At 73.0% G+C, this 18,606-nt stretch carries 15 protein-coding genes; 7 read left to right on the top strand and 8 right to left on the bottom strand.

Annotated features, from left to right (window positions below; all coding sequences use genetic code 11):
- Window positions 1-3: 3 nt before the first annotated feature.
- Together IOD14_RS16385 and IOD14_RS16380 are read right to left on the bottom strand one after the other, a co-directional pair.
- The gene (locus tag IOD14_RS16385) at window positions 4-1,575 is read right to left on the bottom strand and encodes an amidohydrolase (RefSeq protein WP_212670612.1); all 1,572 of its coding nucleotides are present in this window, start codon (window positions 1,573-1,575) and stop codon (window positions 4-6) included.
- Between the two features lie 41 nt (window positions 1,576-1,616).
- Entirely contained in the window at window positions 1,617-3,053 is a 1,437-nt protein-coding gene (locus IOD14_RS16380) for an APC family permease (RefSeq protein WP_249126271.1), read from the bottom strand.
- Between the two features lie 211 nt (window positions 3,054-3,264).
- Between IOD14_RS16380 and IOD14_RS16375 the strand changes: the two genes are divergently transcribed.
- On the top strand, window positions 3,265-3,888 hold the full coding sequence (locus IOD14_RS16375; RefSeq protein ID WP_123993735.1) for a TetR/AcrR family transcriptional regulator C-terminal domain-containing protein: 624 nt from the start codon (window positions 3,265-3,267) through the stop codon (window positions 3,886-3,888).
- On the opposite strand, the gene IOD14_RS16370 is transcribed toward IOD14_RS16375, so the two are convergent.
- Genes IOD14_RS16370 through IOD14_RS16350 form a run of 5 tightly spaced genes read right to left on the bottom strand, consistent with a single transcriptional unit; the run spans window position 3,881 to window position 9,029 of the window.
- Window positions 3,881-4,288: a DUF3224 domain-containing protein gene (locus tag IOD14_RS16370; RefSeq protein ID WP_123993736.1), complete on the bottom strand. Its 408-nt coding sequence runs from the start codon at window positions 4,286-4,288 to the stop codon at window positions 3,881-3,883. The genes IOD14_RS16375 and IOD14_RS16370 overlap by 8 nt on opposite strands.
- 49 nt (window positions 4,289-4,337) lie before the next feature.
- Window positions 4,338-5,252: a YceI family protein gene (locus IOD14_RS16365; RefSeq protein ID WP_212670610.1), complete on the bottom strand. Its 915-nt coding sequence runs from the start codon at window positions 5,250-5,252 to the stop codon at window positions 4,338-4,340.
- Window positions 5,253-5,295: 43 nt separating this feature from the next.
- Window positions 5,296-6,363 (bottom strand): maleylacetate reductase, encoded by a 1,068-nt coding sequence (locus IOD14_RS16360; RefSeq protein ID WP_123993737.1) that lies wholly within the window; start codon window positions 6,361-6,363, stop codon window positions 5,296-5,298.
- A complete protein-coding gene (locus IOD14_RS16355) occupies window positions 6,360-7,229 on the bottom strand; it encodes an intradiol ring-cleavage dioxygenase (RefSeq protein WP_123993738.1) in 870 nt (289 codons plus the stop codon). The genes IOD14_RS16360 and IOD14_RS16355 overlap by 4 nt, the downstream gene beginning before the upstream one ends.
- A gap of 51 nt (window positions 7,230-7,280) precedes the next feature.
- Window positions 7,281-9,029 carry an FAD-dependent monooxygenase gene (locus IOD14_RS16350; protein WP_123993739.1) on the bottom strand — a complete coding sequence of 583 codons (1,749 nt, stop codon included), beginning with the start codon at window positions 9,027-9,029 and terminating at the stop codon, window positions 7,281-7,283.
- A 140-nt stretch (window positions 9,030-9,169) separates the two neighbouring features.
- Here IOD14_RS16350 and IOD14_RS16345 point away from each other — a divergent pair, with 140 nt between their 5' ends.
- The 3 genes from IOD14_RS16345 to IOD14_RS16335 all read left to right on the top strand — a co-directional run bounded on the left by IOD14_RS16345 (window position 9,170) and on the right by IOD14_RS16335 (window position 13,304).
- Window positions 9,170-10,882: a helix-turn-helix domain-containing protein gene (locus IOD14_RS16345; RefSeq protein ID WP_212670609.1), complete on the top strand. Its 1,713-nt coding sequence runs from the start codon at window positions 9,170-9,172 to the stop codon at window positions 10,880-10,882.
- Window positions 10,883-11,188: 306 nt separating this feature from the next.
- Window positions 11,189-12,310 carry a PP2C family protein-serine/threonine phosphatase gene (locus tag IOD14_RS16340; RefSeq protein ID WP_123993741.1) on the top strand — a complete coding sequence of 374 codons (1,122 nt, stop codon included), beginning with the start codon at window positions 11,189-11,191 and terminating at the stop codon, window positions 12,308-12,310.
- Between the two features lie 76 nt (window positions 12,311-12,386).
- Window positions 12,387-13,304 (top strand): RNA polymerase sigma-70 factor, encoded by a 918-nt coding sequence (locus IOD14_RS16335; protein ID WP_123993742.1) that lies wholly within the window; start codon window positions 12,387-12,389, stop codon window positions 13,302-13,304.
- Window positions 13,305-13,782: 478 nt separating this feature from the next.
- Here IOD14_RS16335 and IOD14_RS16330 read toward each other — a convergent pair whose 3' ends face one another.
- Window positions 13,783-14,523, bottom strand: a complete 741-nt coding sequence (locus IOD14_RS16330; RefSeq protein ID WP_212670608.1) for an NAD(P)H-binding protein — start codon at window positions 14,521-14,523, stop codon at window positions 13,783-13,785.
- Window positions 14,524-14,751: 228 nt separating this feature from the next.
- Here IOD14_RS16330 and IOD14_RS16325 point away from each other — a divergent pair, with 228 nt between their 5' ends.
- The 3 genes from IOD14_RS16325 (at window position 14,752) to IOD14_RS16315 (ending at window position 18,566) form a co-directional block, all read left to right on the top strand.
- Window positions 14,752-16,806 carry a nitrate- and nitrite sensing domain-containing protein gene (locus IOD14_RS16325; protein ID WP_249125929.1) on the top strand — a complete coding sequence of 685 codons (2,055 nt, stop codon included), beginning with the start codon at window positions 14,752-14,754 and terminating at the stop codon, window positions 16,804-16,806.
- A 135-nt stretch (window positions 16,807-16,941) separates the two neighbouring features.
- Window positions 16,942-17,922, top strand: coding sequence for an aldo/keto reductase (locus tag IOD14_RS16320; protein ID WP_212670606.1), 981 nt, complete (start codon window positions 16,942-16,944; stop codon window positions 17,920-17,922).
- A 140-nt stretch (window positions 17,923-18,062) separates the two neighbouring features.
- Window positions 18,063-18,566 (top strand): MarR family transcriptional regulator, encoded by a 504-nt coding sequence (locus IOD14_RS16315; protein WP_123993746.1) that lies wholly within the window; start codon window positions 18,063-18,065, stop codon window positions 18,564-18,566.
- Window positions 18,567-18,606 lie beyond the last annotated feature (40 nt).

Below are 18,606 nucleotides of genomic sequence, written 5' to 3'. Positions count from 1 at the left end.
CTGTCACACACCGCGGTGCGTGATCCGCCCTCCTGTGACGGTGAGTCGGACCGGTGCGTCGGCCACCTCGTCGGCGGGGGCCGTGCCGGGGTCGACGGCGAGGGCGGTGAGGTCGGCCCGGAAGCCGACGGCGATCCGTCCGGCCACGTCCGCCTCCCCGGCGGCGAGGGCGGCATGGGTGGTGCAGCCTTCCAGGGCCTGCAGACCGGTCAGTCCGGTGCGGGCTGCGGCCGCTCCGCGCGGAGCCTGTGCGGTGGCCAGGACCGCGCGGGCGTCGTGGTGGGCGATGGGCCAGTCCGAGCCGAGTGCGACGACCGCGCCCGCGTCCCGCAGGTCGCGCAGCCGCCAGGCCCGGGCGGCACGGGTCCCGCCCAGCCGCCGGGACCACTCGTCGGCGTGGTCGGCCCGGGTGTAGCCGGTGTGCGGAGGCTGCATGGAGGCGATGACGCCGAGCCGGGCGAACCGGCCGACCGCTTCGGAGGGCACCGACTCGATGTGCTCGACACGGTGTGCGAGCCGCGCGTCCGGCCCGAGCGACTCGACGGTGTCGAGGACGTGCCGGACCGCCGCGTCCCCGATGGCGTGGGTCGCCGTGCGTACACCGGCGCGGTGCAGAAACCGCACGGCGTCGCTGTAGGCGTCCGGGTCGGGCCAGAAGGCCTCGGTGCCCTGGCCGTGGCAGTCCGGATGCTCCAGCCAGGCGGTGCCGCCCTCGACGGTGCCGTCCATGAAGAACTTCACCCCGCCGACCCGCCAGTGCCGGCCGCCGCGGCCCTGAAGGGCGACGAGTTCTCCGAGGTCCTCCTTGTCCGCGCCCGGCATGCACCAGGGCGCGAACCTGAGCCGCAGGGGCAGGACGGTGTCCTCGGCCACCGCGCCGACGAGTTCGGGGTCGCCCGCGTCCATGACGTGGGCCCCGGTGAGCCCGGTGGCGGCCATCTCGGAGAGCAACTCGACCAGCCTGGCCCGTCGTCGGGCGTACGACGGCCGGGGCAGGACGGCGTCGACCAGGCCCATCGCCGCGTGTTCGACCAGATGCCCGGTGAGCCGTCCGTCGGCGTCGGTCACCAGGTGGGAGCGCTGGGCGAAGGTGCGCGGCCCGGTGACACCGGCCGCCTTCAGCGCGGTGCCGGTGACGAGGGCGGAGTGGCCGTCGTACAGGCGCAGGAAGGCCGGGGCTCCTTCCAGGACGTCCTCGATCAGGGCCCGGTCGACGGGGCGGCCCCCGAAGGCGTTGTGGTCCAGGCCGTGGCCGACGATCCAGCCGTCGATCCGCTCGGCCGAGGCGAGTGCCGCGCGCAGCCCGTCGAGGTCGCGGACCGGGGACAGGTCGAGTCCGGTGGTCATGTCGAGGCCCCACACGGGGTGGCTGTGGCTGTCCACAAGCCCCGGCACCAGACACCCCCCGGCCAGGTCCACGACCTCGGTTCCGGGCCCGCGCCACTCGCGTACGACGTCCTGCTCACCGACCGCGACGATCGTCCCCTCGCGTACGGCGACCGCCGAGGCGTGCGGCCGCCCGGGGTCGAGGGTGCGTACGGAGCCGCCGGTGAGGACGAGGTCGGCGGTGGGCATACGGGCTCCTTCGGGTCGTACGGCAACGGACTGAGCGTGAACTAACCGGCGGCTTGCGGGACTTCACCGGACCCGGCCCTCGTCGGCTCGGCGGCGAACCGCTCGTGGACGGCCGGGCGGTGGAGGCGCAGCCAGCGGGCGAGGGCGAGTCCGGCGAGGAAGACGGCCGGGACGACCGCCGCGAGCAGGGTGTTGACCGTGGTGGAGGCGCCGGTGAACAGGTCGAGGTGGGCGACCACCAGGACGATCGCGGCGATGAGAAGGACCGCCGCGGCCACGGGAGCCACCACCGTGCGCAGGACGCCCTCGGTGTGGTGGACGCGGCGGAAGTACAGGGGGACGGCGAGCGCGGCGAGCACCTGCAGGGTCATCAGGCCGAGCATGCCCGGGGTGTTGACCCACAGCAGCAGCTGTCCGTAGGGGTCCGCCCCGGCCGCGGCGAAGCCGAGCACGACCGCGGCGCCGAGGACGGTCTGGGCGATTCCGGCGACGTACGGGGAGCGGTGGCGCGGGTGCACCCTGGCCAGCGCCCTGGGCAGGATCCCCTCCTCGGCGAGGGCGAGGCCGTAGCGGTTGATGGCGTTGTGGAAGGCCAGCAGGGAGGCGAGGACGCTGGTGACGATCAGGATGTGCATGAGGTCCGCGGCCCACGCGCCGACGTAGGTGGTGATGGCGGAGAAGAACAGCCCGACGGGGTCGGTGCCGGCGGCCTTCACGACCTCGGCGTCACCGAAGGCCTGCACCACCGTCCAGACGACGAAGGCGTAGAACAGGCCGAGGAAGCCGACGGCGATGTAGGTGGCGCGCGGGACCGTGCGGGCCGGGTCGCGGGCCTCGCGGCGGTAGATGACGGTCGACTCGAAGCCGGTGAACGCGGCGAACGCGAAGGCCAGCACCGCGGCCGTGCCCGGGACCAGGACGTTGCCGGGGGTGAAGGAGTGCAGGGACAGGCCGTGCGCACCGCCCTTGACCAGCACCGCCACGGCCAGCAGCGTGAGGATGCCGGTCTCGGCGGTGAGCAGGACGCCGAGGAGCTTGGCCCCGAAGTCGATGGACCGGTAGCCGCCGTAGCCGATGAGCAGCAGCCCGGCGAGCGACACGGGGAGCCACGGGATGTCGGCGCCGAACAGGGAGTGCGCGGTGTCCCGGGTGGCGGTGCCGAGGAGGCCGTAGACGCCGATCTCCATGCCGTTGTAGCCGACCAGGGCGAGGAGTGCGGCTCCGACGCCGACGCTGCGGCCGAGACCGCGGGTGACGTAGGCGTAGAACGCCCCGCCGCTGCGCACGTGCCGGCTCATCGTGGTGAAGCCGACCGCGAAGACGGCCAGGGTGAGGCCGGCCAGCAGGTAGCCGACCGGGGCGCCGATCCCGCCGAGCAGGATCGCGAGCGGGGCGACGCCTGCCATGACGGTGAGCGGGGCCGCGGCGGAGACGACGAAGAAGGCGATGTCGGCGGTGCCGAGCGAGCCGGAGCGCAACGCCGGGCCGCCGCCCGGGTGCGAGTCGGGGGCGGTGACCGGGTGCGGGTCGGGAGCGGTTGCGGGCACGGGAAAGCCCTCCTGAGCTGCGGGGCAGGGACCGGGATGAGGCGTGCGGGGTGTCCGGCGCCGTAAATCTAAAGGCTTTCGGTTTTCGCAATGTAACCTCCCCTTCAGAAGCTGGGAAGACCCTGGAGGGGGATCACAGGACATGGGACGGCCGCGCACACCACTGCTGGACCGGGAGCGCATCACCACGGCGGCGCTCGAACTCGTCGACCGGCAGGGCGAGTTCAGCGTGCCGCAGATCGCCCGGCGGCTCGGGGTGCAGACCGGTTCGCTGTATCACCATGTGGACGGCCGGGACGGCATCGTGGAGCTGCTGCGCGAGCGGGTGGCGGCGGCGATCGACGTCACCACCCTCGACGTCCGCCCCTGGGACGCCGCCATGGAGGCATGGGCCCGCTCCTACCGCGCCGCCTTCGCCGCGCACCCGCGCGCCATCCCGCTGCTGATGACGAACCCGGTGCGGGCGCCCAGGGTCCTGGAGCAGTACGAGCGGGCCGTGACGCTGCTCCTCGACGCGGGCTTCCCGGCGCACGAGGTCATGCCGGTGATCGTGGCCCTGGAGAATCTCGTCCTCGGCTCGGCCCTCGACCTGGCCGCCCCCGAGGCCATGTGGGAGATCGCCGACGGCGCCGCCACGCCACGCCTGGCGGCGGCGCTGGCGGCGGTCGGGGACAACCGCGCGGACCGGGCCTTCGACCTCCTGCTGGAGGGCTTCCTGGAGCACACGCGGCGCCGGCTGGCGGCGTACGACCCCGCTGTCAGCTGAGTTCGTAGTCGAACCGGATCCGGTGGGTGCCGTCGGCGTCGACCGCCAGGGCTCCGGTGCCGGAGATCCCCGCCAGCTCGCCGGTGCCGCTGGCGGGGACGATCGTGAAGAACTCCGCGGTGCGGTCGCTGCCGGAGGTCGTCGCCGAGTGCACGAAGTTGAAGGCGCCGGACCGGCCGTGCAGCGAGCCCTCGAAGGACTCCATGGCCACATAGGTGCCGACGCCGGACTCCTGGTCGTACGCGGCGGTGAACAAGGTCGCCGAGCGTCCGGCGACCTCGCCCTCGAAGTGCTTCTCCATCGTCGCGACCCCGACCGGGAGCCCGGTGGCCACGGCCGGCTCCGGCTTCAGCCCGGTCGGCACGAACGCTTCGACACTGAATGTTCCGTCGGCTCTCATGGACCGACCGTACCGACCGGGTCCGACAACGGGCTGCCGCCGGTTCGCCCTACTCCGGCGGGGTCGGCGTGTCGTGGGTGCGGTACATCGCCTGGACGTCCAGTTCCAGCTGGACCGTGGGGCCGACGACCGCGATGCCCCGGGCCAGCATCGACCTCCAGTTGAGCGTGTAGTCCTCGCGGTGCAGCTCGGCCGTCGCGAGGGCAGCGCAGCGCAGTTCCTCGCCGTAGCCGCCGTTGACCGTGCCCAGATAGGTCGTGTCGAGGGCGACCGAACGGCTCACCCCGTGCATCGTGAGGGAGCCCTGGAGGGTCCACTTGCTGCCACCGCGGTAGGCGAAGCGGGTGCTGACGAAGTCGATGTGGGGGAAGCGTTCCACGTCGAGGAAGTCGCCGGAGCGCAGGTGGTTGTCGCGGGTGGTGTTCCCGGTGGTGATGCTGGAGGCGTCGATGCGGACCTGGACGCGCGACTGGGACATGTCCTGCGCGACCTGGATGCCGCCCTCGAAACGCTCGAAGCGGCCGTGGACATGGGCCATGCCGACGTGCTTGGCGATGAAGCGGATCGCGGTGTGCGGCGGATCGAACAACCAGACGCCGGGCGTGGGCAGTTGGAGCGCCTGGGCCGGCTGGAGCCAGACCCGCTCGGCGGGCGCCGCCCCGTGCGGCCCGACCTCGAGGGTCTCGCGGTGCGGCTGGAGTCCCTCCGCCGCGGCCAGCAGGCTGTAGCGGCCGGGCGGCAGTACGGCGACGAAGTAGCCGTAGGGGTCGGTCGTGCCGCGGGCCGCGACCCGGTGCGTGTCCAGGGCGGTGACCGTGACGTCCGCACCCGACATGGGCGAGCCCAGCGGGTCGACGATCTCCCGGGCCACCGCGCCCGCGCCTTCGGGGAGGGGGACGGAGAGGCCCGCCGCCTCGGCAAGGGCAGCCTTGGACCGCCGACGCCGGAGGAGTGCGAGGGCCATGATGTTCACCTTTCTTCGGGGACTTGCTGTCGTGCTGCGGCACTCACGGTCGACGCCCCTCGTGGGCCGCCTGGAGTACCGCCCGCACGCCGTCCGCCGTCACGGGACGCGGATTGGCGTACGGCTGCCCCGCCACCTGTACGGCCGCCTCCGCCACATCGCCCTCCTTGAGACCGAGTTCGGCGAGAGAGCGCGGTGCGCCGAGGCGGCCGGCCAGTTCCCACAGGGCGTGCGACGGGTCGTCGGCGCCGAGTGCCCTGCGCAGCACGGTCAACGCCGCCGGAATCGCGGGAGCGTTGTAGGCAAGGGCGTAGGGCAGGACGACGGTGTGGGTCTCGGCGTGCGGGAGCCCGTAGCTGCCGCCGAGCGTGTGGCACAGCTTGTGGTGCAGGCCCATGGTCGTGGACCCGAGGCAGGACCCGCACAGCCATGCCGCGTAGAGCGCCTGTCCGCGCGCCTGCACGTCCGCCGGGTCGGCGGCCAGCCGGGGCAGCGCCTCGGTCATCGCCCGGACGCCTTCCTCCGCCATCAGCGCGATCAGGGGTGAGGTGTCCGGGGCGTAGAGCGCCTCGACGGCGTGCGCGAGGGCGTTGATGCCGCTGGTCACGGTGAGCGGTACCGGCAGGGAGAGGGTCAGCTCGGGGTCGTAGACGACACTGCGGGGCTGGACCCGCGCATCGCGGCCGGTGCGCTTGGCCCCGCCCTCGGTCAGGCCCCAGACGGGGGTCATCTCGGAGCCCGAGTAGGTGGACGGCACGGCGATCAGCGGCAGTCCGGTGCGCAGGGCGATCGCCTTGCCGAGCCCGATGGACGAGCCGCCGCCGACCGCGACGACACCGTCGGCCCCGGCCTCGCGTGCCACCGTCACCGCCCGGTCGGCGTCCTCGACGGGGACGTGCATACGGGCCTCGGCGTGCAGCCCCGCGCAGGAGTCGCCGAGCGCGTCCGCCACCGCCCGCGCGACGCTTTCGCCCCGGCTGCCGCACACCACCAACAGCCGCCGCAGGCCCAGGTGTTCGGCCTCGCCGGGAGTCGCGGACACGGCGGCGCCGGGCCGGAACACGACCCGCCCGGGCCGGCTCTCGTAGGTGAAGTCGCCCGAGAACGTCATGCGTTCGGCTCCAGCACCAGGTCGAAGCGGGCGTGCCGGAAGGGGTTCGGGATGCCGAACTCGGCCGCCAGGGCCGGGTCGTCGGTCACCGCGAAGTCCTGCACCAGACTCTGTTTCACGGCGAAGACGGCGTCGGAGTCGAGGTAGTCGCTGCCCGCGACGAAGATGTGGGTGGTGACCGGGGTGTGGCCCTCGGCGCTCACGATGAAGTGGATGTGCGCGGGCCGGTAGGGATGGCGGCCGGTCGCCCGGAGCAGGTCACCCACGGGGCCGTCGGTGGGGATCGGATAGGGGGCGGGGACACAGGTGCGGAACCAGAAGCGGCCCTCGGTGTCGGCGGTGAACAGTCCGCGTCCGTTGCCCGCGGGCTGCACGTCGGGCTGCTGGACGTCGTAGAAGCCCTGGTCGTCGGCCTGCCAGACGTCGAGGACGGCGCCGGGCAGCGGGGTGCCGTCCGCGGAGAGCACCCGGCCGCTCACCACGCACGGCTCGCTGCCGCCCACCAGGTCGATGTCGTCGCCGAGCTCCCGGACGGGCGACTCGGTCATGTGGAAGGGGCCCAGCACGGTGGACTCCGTGGCGCCCTGCACCCGGTCGCCGTTGATCGTCTCGACGAGCATGGAGAGGCCGAGGACGTCGGAGAGGAGGATGAACTCCTGCCGGGTGTCGGTGCACTTCTGCCCGGTCGCCGTCAGGAAGGCGATCGCCTTCTCCCACTCCTCCTGGGTGAGACGGGTCTCGCGCACGAAATCGTGCAGATGGCCGATCAGACCGGCGAGCAGTTCGCGCAGGCGTGGGTCGGCGGTCGCGTGGAGACCGGCGACGGCCTCCTCGGTGACGCCGGTTCCGGTCGCGTCGGTGGTCATGCCTGCTCCTCGTTCTCGACGACGTTGCGCTTCTGCCATGGTCGCGCGTTCTCAGGCGCGGCCGAGGATCCGCCGCAGCGCGTCGGTCAGAAGCGTTTCGGCGTCCGGGGAGGCGGTCGCGTGCCGGAAGGCGACGAAGCCGTCGGGCCGCACGAGCAGGGCGCCGGCGTCGGAGATCTCGCTCAGGCGCGCCCAGTCGCCGTACGGGTCCTCGTACTCCTGTCCGGGTCCGACGACCACGGTGGCGATGTCGACGTCCTGCGCCTCGGCGGCCCGGATCCAGTCCTCGCCGCCGATGCCGGTGAGCAGGGTGAAGCGGCCCTTGCCGACCGTGTCCAGCGTGGACAGGGTCCGCGTGCCGGAGGTGAGCCAGGCGTGCGGGACGCGGGCGCCGGGGCGGGTGGTGGGCTGGTGGTGGAGTTCGGGGTCGCGGGCGAAGGTCTCCGCGGGCGTGCCGTCGGGGACGATCGCGGCGGTGCCGTCGGTGGGATAGCGCTGGTTGAGGTCGACGCCGTGGGCGTTGAACTCGTACACCTTGAAAGCGATGGCCTCGCGCAGCTTCGCCCGCTGCTTCTCGGCGGCCTCGGTGGCGTCCTTGCGGGCGGCGATGTTGGCCCACAGCTGCTCGGGGGTCTGCGGGGAGAGTCCGTCGAGGGCCTCGAAGATGGGGGCGGTCTCGCCGATGGACTGGTTGGCGCGGGTGACGACCTGCTTGCCGATCGGGGCGCGTTCGGCCGTGTAGGTGTCGAGGAGCTTCGGGGCGGCGGTGCCGTCGAGAACGAGCTTCAGCTTCCAGGCGAGGTTGTAGGAGTCCTGGATGGAGGTGTTCGAACCGAGGCCGTTGGACGGCGGGTGGCGGTGGGTGGCGTCCCCGGCGCAGAAGACCCGGCCGTTGGAGTAGGTCTCGGCGTACATCTCGTTGACGGTCCAGGCCGAGGACGACTTGATCGTCACGGGGATCTCGTCGTCGCCGACCAGCTGCCGTACGACCGACTCGGCGTACTCCGTGGTCAGGTCGGGGGCGCCCGCGGTGACGTCGTAGCCCCATACGATCAGCCACTCGTTCCAGGGCCGTACGCAGCGCACCAGGCCCGCGCCGATGCCGCCGACGGTGGCGCCCGGGGCGAGGACCCAGTAGAGGGTGGAGGGCCGGTGGGCGGTGTAGCTGGCCAGGTCCGCCTCGAAGACGATGTTGATGCTGCCGGCCACGCCCATCTGCCCGCCCATCGGGAGCCCGGCGTCCTCGGCGACCCGGGAGCGGCCGCCGTCCGCGCCGATCAGGTACTTGGCGCGGATCTCGTACGTGTCCCCGCGCAGCCGGTCCCGGACGGTCGCCGTCACGCCGTCGGCGTCCTGGGTGTGCGAGAGGTACTCGGTCTCGAAGCGCAGGCTGGTGCCGCGGGCGACGGCCGCGTCGACGAGGACCGGTTCCATGAGGTGCTGGGGCATGTCGCACATGCGGGTGGGGCTGGCGAGCTCGTGGGCCGCCTGGACGAGCGGGTCGTTGCCCCATGAGCGCACCCGGCCCAGTTCCTCGCCGGCCAGGCTGGTGCAGAAGGTGGTGTTGCCCATCAGGTGCTGCGGGGTCGCCTGGGCGATCACGTCCTGCTCGACACCGAGGTCGCGCAGCACCTCCATGGTGCGCTGGTTGGTGATGTGCGCGCGGGGCGTGTCGGCGAGGCTCGCGTAGCGGGTCACCACGATGTTGGGGACGCCGTAGGTGCTCAGGGCGAGCGCGGCCGAGGCACCGGCCGGGCCGCTGCCTACGATCAGGACGTCGGTCTCGACGACGGTGGACACGGGGCGCTCCTGGCGGGGACGGAACACGGACGACGGACAGTAGTGATCATGGTGCGGTGCGCTCCGGTGCGGGTGTCTCAATACGAGACACCCCCCGCAGTCGTTGCCTGTTCAACCGAACCCGCTACGGTGGGGACGTCGTGACCACCACAGAGCCCTCCCCCGCAGTCCACGCCCTCCCACCGCTGCGAGTGGCGCGGGAGCGCTTCCTGTCCGGGCGCCCGCTGCCCGACGGGGTGCCGGAGGAGGTTCTCGCGGCCTGGCGGCGGGCCAGGTTCTTCGGCGTACCGCACGACCTTGAGGAGCCCCCGGCCGCGCCGCCCCGGCCGGCCGAGTCGCCCCTGCTCGGCGCCGCACGTCCGGTGCTCCAGCGGATCGCCCCCGCTCTGGACACCGGCCGCTCCGTCCTTCTCCTCACCGACGCGCGGCTGCGCGTGCTGTGGACGTCCGGGAGCGCGCCGGGGCTCGCCCGCTGCCCGGGGCTGTCGGAGCAGGAGGTCGGCCACAACAGCGCGGCCCTCGCCCTGCGCAGTCGGCGCCGCGCGGAGGTGCACGGGCCCGAGCACTTCCTCGACGTGTGGCAGGACGTGTCGGCGGTCAGCGTCCCGGTCCTCGCACCGAGGAGCGGACAGGCCCTCGGCACCCTCACCGTCGCCTCCCACCTGTGCGGCGGCTGCCCGCCGCACCCGCAGGCGGCACTCGCCGAGGCCGCCGCCCTCGCGGTCGAGGCCGAACTCCTGGCCCGGGCGGGGCGTCCCGAACAGGTCCTCCTGGACGCCTATGTGCGGGCCGCGCGCGGCGAGGACCGCGCGGTGGCCGCGCTCGACGGCCGCAACCGCCTGATCAGCGCGGCGGCGGAGCGGTTGATGACACCGCAGGTGCTCCGGGTCCTCGAGCGCACGGCGACGGCGGCACGGCACTCCGACGCGCCGGCGGCCGCCGAACTGCCCGAGGGAGCGGGATGCGACGCCCGGATCGAGCCGGTGCGCCACCAGGGCGCGGTCGTGGGGATCGTGGCCGTCCTGGAGCCTCGGGCGGAGGGCACACCGAGGCCCAGACCACGGCCGCTGCCCCGGCTGGCCGGGTCCTCGCTGCCGTGGCGGTACGCCGTGGAACGCGCCGCCGAGCTGGTCCGCTCCCCCGAGCCCGTGCTGCTGACCGGGGAACGGGGGACGGGGAAGACCGCGCTGGCCCGGGAACTGCTGGGGCGGGCGGACGTCCGGACGGTCGACGCCGCCGAGGACGGCGCGCTCGAAGGGGATCTGACGGCGTGGGCCGCGGGGAGCCCTCTCATCCTCCGGCACGCCGAGCGGCTGACGCAGCCCGCCGTGGCCACCCTCAACTCCCTGCTCGACGCGCACCCGGACACCTGGCTGCTGCTCACCCACACCCCCGGAACCCCGCCCGGCCCCTGTCTGCAACGGCTCCTCGACAAGCTGGCCGCCCGCACGGTCGTACTGCCGCCGTTGCGGGAACGCGCCGAGGACATCAGGGAGTTGCTGCCCGCCCTCGCGCCGCGCCCCGCGCCCGGCAGTCCTCCGCTGGCCTGGGCCCTGGACACCCTGCGCGCGCTCGAACAGCATCCGTGGCCCGGGAACGTCACCGAACTCGCCCATGTCGTGCAGGCGTTGGCGGAACACCGGCGGGTCCTGGGGCCGGTCCGCCGGGCCGAACTGCCGGACACCGTGCGCGAGGGCCCAGCCGTCCGGCCGCTCAGCCCGATGGAACACGCCGAACGCGCAACGATCCTCGAGACCCTGCGCCGCCACGGCGGCAACAAGTCCCGCGCGGCGGCGGCCCTCGGCATCGGGCGGGCGACGCTGTACCGCAAACTGCGGGAGTACGAGGGCTGAGCCGGCACGACCGGGGCGGCCGCCTGCGGCGAGCTCTCGGAACCCCTGCGTCCTCGCCTGGTTCTCGGAACCCCTGCGTCCTCGCCTGGTTCTCGGAATCCCTGCGTCCTCGCCTGGGAGGAACGCGTCCGGGCGTCCTCGGCGTTCATGCCGGACCGGATCGCCGAGGAGCTCGGCACGCAGCTCCGCCGGGGTGGCGGGGGGCCGGGAAACGCCGGCGTCCGGATCGGCGGGGCGCTGCGCCGGGCCGGAGCGGGCCTGCTTACCGTAGGAGGAGATCACCACCTGCCCTGCCCGGGAGCACCCATGACCGGTAGCCGCCGCAAGAGACCCGGCGACACCTTCGACGCCATCGAGCCCCCGGGCGACGCCCAACTGGTGGCCGCGGTCGTGACCGTGACGGCCCTGGTCGAGTTCCTCGGCGCGCTGTCCGGGTCCGAGGTGTGGCTCCTGGGTCTCCTGGTGTTCCTGCCGGGTGCCGCCTCGGCCCTCGGCACGGTCCGGCAGACGGCGTTCGTGGCCGTGTGGACCACGCTCGTCGTCACCGCCAGCGTGCTGCTGCGGGACCGCGACGCCGGGCACTGGTTCGACCGGCTCCTGCTGATCCTGTTCACCGTCGCCCTGGCGGCGACCTCCGTCTACGGCTGCCACCGCCGGATCAGACGCGAGGACGCGATGCTGCGGCTGCGGTCCACCGCCGCGGCCATGCAGCGCCACATCCTGCACCCCCTGCCCCTGCTCACCGACGACGTCCTGGTCAACGGCGTGTACGAGCCGCTCCAGGAGGAGCGGCTCGTCGGCGGGGACATCTACGACGTCGTCGACTCGCCCTTCGGGACCCGGGTGCTGATCGGCGACGTGCAGGGCAAGGGGCTCGCCGCCGTGGGCTCCGCGTTCGCCGTCATCGGCGCGTTCCGGGAGGCGGCGCACCGCGAGCCCACCCTCACAGCGCTGGTGGACGCCCTCGACGCGGCCGTCGTACGGCACAACTCCTACGCCACGCACACCGGCGACGACGAACGCTTCGTGACCGCCCTCGTCGTCTGCGTCGACACGGGCACCGAGGTGCAGGCCGTCAACTGCGGACACGTCCTGCCGCACGTGCTGTACGAAGGGACGGTCACCACCCCCGAGCTGGAGCCCGGCGTCCCGCTGGGCCTGGCCGAGCTCGCCCACGAGCCCACGACGGTCGGCTGGTTCGAGTTCCCCGACGGCGCGACACTGCTGCTGAGCACCGACGGTCTGACGGAGACCCGCTCCGCGGACGGCACGTTCTACCCGGTCGACGAGCGCCTGACGAAGTACGTCGGTCTCTCCCCCACCGAGCTCCCGCAGGTCCTGCACGACGACGCCCGCGCCTTCGCCGGGCCCGGCGGACCGCACGACGACGTGGCCGTCCTGACGGTCCGCCGCTCGCTGCGGGTCTGAGAGCGGTCGGGCCGTACGGCGGCCGTCCGGCGCGCTGGGTGTTCGGCCGTGTGCGGGGCCGCCGTAGCATCGGCTCATGGACAAGCTTCCGCCGCCGGCCGACGGCTCTCTCGACGAGGAGGCGGACGCGTTCCAACGACTGCGTCCCCGGCTGTTCGGGATCGCCTACCGGATCCTGGGCAGTGTGTCCGAGGCCGAGGACGTCGTGCAGGACGTGTGGCTGCGGTGGCAGGACGCCGACCGGGGCGCGGTGCTGAATCCCGGGGCGTTCCTCGCGAAGATCACCACGCGGCTGGCGATCAACGTGGCCCAGTCGGCGCGGGTGCGACGGGAGGCGTACATCGGGCCGTGGCTGCCGGAGCCCGTGGACACCGGTGTGGATCCGCAGGTCGGCGCGGAGCGCGGTGAGGCGCTGGAGCTGGCCGTGCTGCTGGTCCTGGAGAAGCTGAACCCCGTGGAGCGGGCGGCGTACGTGCTGCGGGAGGCGTTCGCCTACCCCTACGACGAGATCGCGGGCATCGTCCAACTGACCCAGGCCAATGTGCGGCAGATCGTCAGCCGGGCCCGCAAGCGGCTGTCCGCCGAGCGCCGTGATCCCGTCGACACGGCGGAGCTGCGGCGACTGCTGGACGCGTTCGTCGCGGCGGCGCGGCACGGTGACGTGGCCGCCCTGGAGAGCGTGCTGTCGGCCGACGTGGTCGCCTACGCCGACGGCAACGGTCTGCGGGGCGTGGCGCGGCTCGAGGTGGTGGGCGCGGAGCGGGTGGCCCGCATCAGCGCCTTCGTCAACAAGTTCATCCCCGGGGCCGATTTCTCGATGGCCGAGGCCAACGGTCTGCCCAGCCTGCTCATCCGCAGGGACGGGGAGACCGTGGGCCTGGTGAGCGCGACGATCAGCGGGGATCGCATCGACGGGCTCTACTGGGTACTGGCACCGGAGAAGCTCCGGGCGTACGAGCGGTCGTCGAACCGGCTCGTGCGCCAGGAGCCCTAGGGGCCGCGGGGCGGGGGCACGCCGGGGCCGCGGGATGCGGCAGCGGGTCGACGGTGGGCCGGTACCGCACCGGCCCACCGCACCTCGGGGTCGTTCCAGCCGCGCCCCTGGGCGATCTGCGGGACCAGGTAGGCGGTTCGGCGGCAACCGGCCTCGCACAGACCCCCGCAGCCGGAACCCAGCCCAACACCCCTGGCCCGTCCGCGGGACCCGGCAGACGGTCCGGCGACAGGCCATCCAGCAGCAGCCGACACCACACCGGCCACCCCCGCACCGCACCGCACCATCACAGCCCCAGCCCGGCCGCCGGACCCGGTACGCGGTTCTGCGGCCACCGGCACCGCACCGGCCCGCCGCACCCCGCACCCCGCACCCCGCACCCCGCACCCCGCACCACCCCACCGCCCACCTGCCCCCCCGCTCACCCGGGGCCCATCCGAGGCGGTGGCGCGGAATCGGGACGGTCCTTCCGGTCGGGTCAGGTCTGGTTGAGCCAGTCCTCGTAGCGGGTGGACGCCGTCTCCACCGTGTCGTCGCCGGTCAGGACGCCGTCCGGGATGCCCGCGAACATGCCGGCGCTCTCGTCGGTGACGACGGTGCGGCCGTCCGGCTTCGCCGCCAGGGTGATCTCCGCGAGCCGGTCGAGGCGGTGGATCTCGGGGCCCGCCTTGAGGCGCAGGCCGTTCACCGGCTCGCCCTGGGCCGTCTCCGCGACGACGGCGGCGACCTCCGCGGCGGCGATCGGGCGCAGCTGCGTGGAGGGCAGGTGCACCTCCTGGCCCTGGGTGGTCAGGTCCATCACCGGCGCGACGAACTCGAAGAACTGTCCGACCCGCACGATGGAGAAGGGCACCCCGCTCGCGCGCACGGCCTCCTCCTGGGCGACCTTGGCCAGGTAGTAGCCGAGCTCGGGCACCTCGTCGACGCCGATGATGGAGAGCGCCACATGGTGGCGGACCCCTGCGTCCCGCTCCGCCGCGGTGAGATTGCGCATGGCGCGCGTGAAGAAGTCGAGGGCGGCGTCCTTCTCGAAGGACGGGGAGTTCGCCACGTCCACGACCACGTCCGCGCCCTTGAGCACCTCCGCCAGGCCCTCGCCGGTGAGGGTGTCCACACCCGTGCTGGGCGCGGCCGCCACGGCCTCGTGGCCGCGGTCCTGGAGCAGGTTCACCACCTGCGACCCGATCCGGCCCGTACCTCCGATGACGACGATCTTCATCTCTGTCTTCCTTCCTGTTCGGGTTCTCCTCAGCAGGACAGGACAGCGACGGAATCTGTGACACCCCGGACGACGGGCCGCGTCGCCCGGCGGGCCGATCTGAACAACCCCCCCGGTGCGCCGCGTTGTTAGAAGTGCAGGACGCGCGAGGCGAACCAGAACCGTGAGGCCAACTTGTCGAACACACCGACCGCCACCCGCCGGGGATGGGGAACCCGCAACTGGCGCGTGGCCAGAAAACTGCAGGCCATCCTCCTCATCCCGGTGATCGTGGCCCTCGTCCTCGGCGGCATCCGCGTCAAGCGCTCCGTGGACACCTGGCAGAACGCCGACAACGCGGTCCGGGTGGCCGAACTGGTGCAGGCGGCGAACAAGTACGCCAGCGACGCCATCGACGAACGCGATGTGTCGGTGATCCCCCTGGTCAAGGGCGACCGGACGTCGAGCGTGGTCGCCAAGGCCCGGGCGGTCACCGACGCGGACGCCGAGAAGTTCGACGAGGCGGTGGAGCGGATGCCGCGGACCGCCGGCCTGCTGCGCCGCGTCGAACTGGTCCGCCTCGGTGAGAAGCAGCTCGGGACCGTGCGCGCGAACGCGTTCACGTCCCGGCTGACCGGCGTGCAGACCGAGGAGAGCTACCACGCCGTCCAGCACCCGCTGATGGAGATCTCCAACGAGCTCGGCTTCGGCAGCAGCAACCAGGCGAGCTTCGGCCGCACCCTGTACGCCGCCTCCCTCACCCAGGCCGCCGAGTCCCTGATCCGGGCGATCGGCACCCACCTCCTGGTCGAGGACCGCAGCAAGCTCGCCACGGGCGAACTCCAGGCCCAGCTCGGCTCCTTCAGCTCCTACGTCTATCTCGAACAGGTGGCGCTCCAGGAGTACGCCGGTGCCGGCACCGCCGGGGACATGACCCGGCTGCGCGAGGCACTGTCCGACGCGGAGCGGCAGGGCAGGGAACAGGCCGCCCGGGCCCGGACGCAGGCCGAGGCGGCCGGGAGGACCTTCGTGGCCCCGCCGAGCCTGGACACGATGACCCGCGAGATCGCCTCGGGCAAGTCGGCCGCGCAGCTCGCCGCGCAGGGCATCACACCCGAGACGTTCTTCGCCGCCTCCACCCTCAGTTTCGACGCGTACCGCAGCGTCGAGGTGTACCTGACCGACTCCGCGCTCGCCGACGCCCACAGCATCGCCGACGACGCCCGCAACGACGCCGTCATCAACGCGGCGCTGGTGCTCGCCGCGGTCCTCGTCGCCTTCCTCCTCGCCGCCTGGGTGGCCCGGACGATGAGCAGCAGCATGCGCCGGCTGAGCGCCTCGGCCCACGAGATCGCCGGGCAGCGTCTGCCCACCCTGCTCACCCAGCTCACCCGGGCCATCCCGGGCCGGGTCGACGCCCAGGTGACCCCGATCCCGATCACCACCACGGACGAGATCGGCGAGGTCGCCCGCGCCTTCGACCATGTCCACCGCGAGGCGGTCCGGCTCGCCGCCGAACAGGCCCTGCTGCGCGCCAACATCAACACGATCTTCAGCAACCTGGCACGCCGCAACCAGTCGCTGATCGAACGTCAACTCGCCCTGATCACCGACCTCGAGGGCAAGGAGGCCGACCCCGACCAGCTGGAGAACCTCTTCAGGATGGACCACCTCGCCACCCGGGTGCGCCGCAACGGCGAGAACCTCCTCGTCCTCGGCGGCGAGACCCCCGCCCAGCAGTGGGACCAGCCGCTTCCCCTGGTCGACGTGATCCGCGCCGCGGCCTCGGAGGTCGAGCAGTACGAGCGGGTCGAGCTGTCGGGCGTGCCGGAGGCCGAGATCCACGGCCGTGCGGTGACCGACCTGGTGCACCTGCTGGCCGAACTCCTGGAGAACGCGACGACGTTCTCGCCGCCGCAGTCCCGGGTGCGGGTCACCGCGGCACGGCTGCCCGACGGCCGCATCATGGTCGAGGTCCACGACCGGGGGATCGGTCTGCCGCCGGAGGAGCTGGCCGACATCAACCACAACCTGGCAGAGCCGCCCACCGTGGACGTGGCGATCTCCCAGCGCATGGGCCTGTACGTGGTGGGCCGGCTCGCGGACCGGCACGGCATCCGCGTCCAGCTGCGCCCGTCCGAGGAGGGACAGGGCACGACGGCACTGGCGATGCTCCCGGACACGATCACCTATCGCGGGACGGCGGCGGATTCCGACACCGACACCATGGCCCTGGCCGCCTTCACCGAGCCCGGCTTCCCCGGGGCCGGAGCCCGCGGTTACGAGTCCTGGAACGACAGGTAGGAGTCCCCCCAAGTCGGTCTGGCCGCAGGGGTGTTGTGGCCGCGGGGAGCCGGGCGCCGGTAAAACGCGTTGGCCGTGCGGCACGCACCGAGGCAGGATGACCGCGCGTTGTCGGCGTCGCGAGGGGAGCGGTGGATGAGGCGGAACCGGCTCGGGAAGACCGATGTGCACGTCACGGAGCTTGGCTTCGGCGGTGGTCCGCTCGGCGGACTGTTCGCACCGCTGGACGACGAGACGGCCGCGGGTGCCCTGGAGGCGGCCTGGGACAGCGGGATCCGCTACTTCGACACCTCCCCGCACTACGGCATCGGCCACTCCGAGCGCCGCACCGGTGCCCTGCTCCGGGACAGGCCGCGCGAGGAGTTCACCCTGTCGACGAAGGTCGGCCGGCTGCTGGTCCCGCAGGACCCGGCGGGCCGTACGGACGAGAGTTTCGCGGTGCCCGCGACGCACCGCAGGGTGTGGGACTTCACGCGGGACGGTGTGCTGCGCAGCGTTGAGGACTCGCTGGAGCGGATGGGTGTGGACCGTATCGACATGCTGTTCCTGCACGACGCGGAGGAGCGCTTCGAGGACGCGTTGCGCGACGGATACCCGGCTCTCGCCGAACTCCGCGCCCAGGGCGTGGTGGGGGCGATCGGCGCGGGGATGTACCACCCCGGGAAACTGGCCCGGCTGGTCAGGGAGGCGGACGTGGACGTCGTGATGCTGTCCGGCCGCTACACGCTCCTGGACCACAGCGCCCTGGACGAGCTCCTGCCCGTCTGCACGGACCGCGGAGTCTCGGTCCTCGCGGCGTCGGTCTTCAACTCCGGTCTGCTCGCCACGGCCCGCCCCGCCGAGGACAGCACCTTCGACTACGCCCCCGCCGCACCGCGGCTGGTGCGACGCGCGCACCGTATCGCCGACGTCTGCGAGGCCCACGGCGTGACCCTCCCGGAGCTGGCGATGGCGTTCCCGCTCCGGCACCCGGCGGTCGCGGGCATCGTGGTCGGCATGCGGACCGCGGAGGAAGTGCGCGGCAACACGGCGGCGTTCGGCGCGGACATCCCGGCACGGCTGTGGGACGACCTGCGCAACGAGGGACTCCTGGACGAGCGGGCACCTGTGGCGTAGTGCGCGGACCGGGCGCGCCGGAGGTGCGCGAACACCGTCCTGGGCGATCCGCCGGGTACGGCCGTCCGGGCGAGGGGACCCCGCCACCCGACGCGATCAGGCGCGATAGGTTCCGCCCCCTAGGGACATATGGAGGTGCCGTGGGCGAGCAGGACGCACAGAGGGAGATCACGAGCGCCAGGGAGGCGGCCGACGACGCGCTGGTCCTGGCGTTCGGGCGGCTGCAGGGCGCGGCGAACCGGCTGGAGTACATCCTGGGCCGGCGGATCGAGGAGGAGTGCGGGATCAGCCATCTGATGTTCGAGGTGCTGCTGATCCTGGGGCGGGCGGGCGAGCCCGGCCTGTCGATGCGGGCGATCGGCCAGGAGCAGGTGCTCAGCTCGGGCGGGGCGACCCGTCTGGTGGACCGCATGGAGACGGCGGGCCTCGTGCGGCGCGTCGCGGACCCGGACGACGGGCGAGGACGCCTGGTGCGCCTGACACCCCTGGGCGAGGAGACCGCCGTACGCGCCTCCCGGCTCCACGTGGAGAACATCAAGCGGTACTTCCTGGAACCCCTGCCGGCCGCCCACCGGGAGCGCTTCGCGGAGGACCTGCGTCTCCTGAGCCACGCGGCCCGGGACGCGCTGCCGCTGCTGCCCTGAGCGGCGTACTGCGACGCGCATCACTCGACCGGGCCTTCCC

The sequence above is a fragment of the Streptomyces sp. A2-16 genome (genome assembly GCF_018128905.1).
GTDB lineage: Bacteria > Actinomycetota > Actinomycetes > Streptomycetales > Streptomycetaceae > Streptomyces.
The sequence above is the reverse complement of the archived record's forward strand: the minus strand, read 5'-3'. Positions and strand labels throughout refer to the sequence as shown.

What these genes read in the sequence shown, in the direction of transcription:
- IOD14_RS16385 (WP_212670612.1), bottom strand. Translation starts at nt 1,575, where the DNA reads ATGCCCACCGCCGACCTCGTCCTCACCGGCGGCTCCGTACGCACCCTC.
- IOD14_RS16375 (WP_123993735.1), top strand. Translation starts at nt 3,265, where the DNA reads ATGGGACGGCCGCGCACACCACTGCTGGACCGGGAGCGCATCACCACG.
- IOD14_RS16370 (WP_123993736.1), bottom strand. Translation starts at nt 4,288, where the DNA reads ATGAGAGCCGACGGAACATTCAGTGTCGAAGCGTTCGTGCCGACCGGG.
- IOD14_RS16365 (WP_212670610.1), bottom strand. Translation starts at nt 5,252, where the DNA reads ATGGCCCTCGCACTCCTCCGGCGTCGGCGGTCCAAGGCTGCCCTTGCC.
- IOD14_RS16360 (WP_123993737.1), bottom strand. Translation starts at nt 6,363, where the DNA reads ATGACGTTCTCGGGCGACTTCACCTACGAGAGCCGGCCCGGGCGGGTC.
- IOD14_RS16355 (WP_123993738.1), bottom strand. Translation starts at nt 7,229, where the DNA reads ATGACCACCGACGCGACCGGAACCGGCGTCACCGAGGAGGCCGTCGCC.
- IOD14_RS16340 (WP_123993741.1), top strand. Translation starts at nt 11,189, where the DNA reads ATGACCGGTAGCCGCCGCAAGAGACCCGGCGACACCTTCGACGCCATC.
- IOD14_RS16335 (WP_123993742.1), top strand. Translation starts at nt 12,387, where the DNA reads ATGGACAAGCTTCCGCCGCCGGCCGACGGCTCTCTCGACGAGGAGGCG.
- IOD14_RS16330 (WP_212670608.1), bottom strand. Translation starts at nt 14,523, where the DNA reads ATGAAGATCGTCGTCATCGGAGGTACGGGCCGGATCGGGTCGCAGGTG.
- IOD14_RS16320 (WP_212670606.1), top strand. Translation starts at nt 16,942, where the DNA reads ATGAGGCGGAACCGGCTCGGGAAGACCGATGTGCACGTCACGGAGCTT.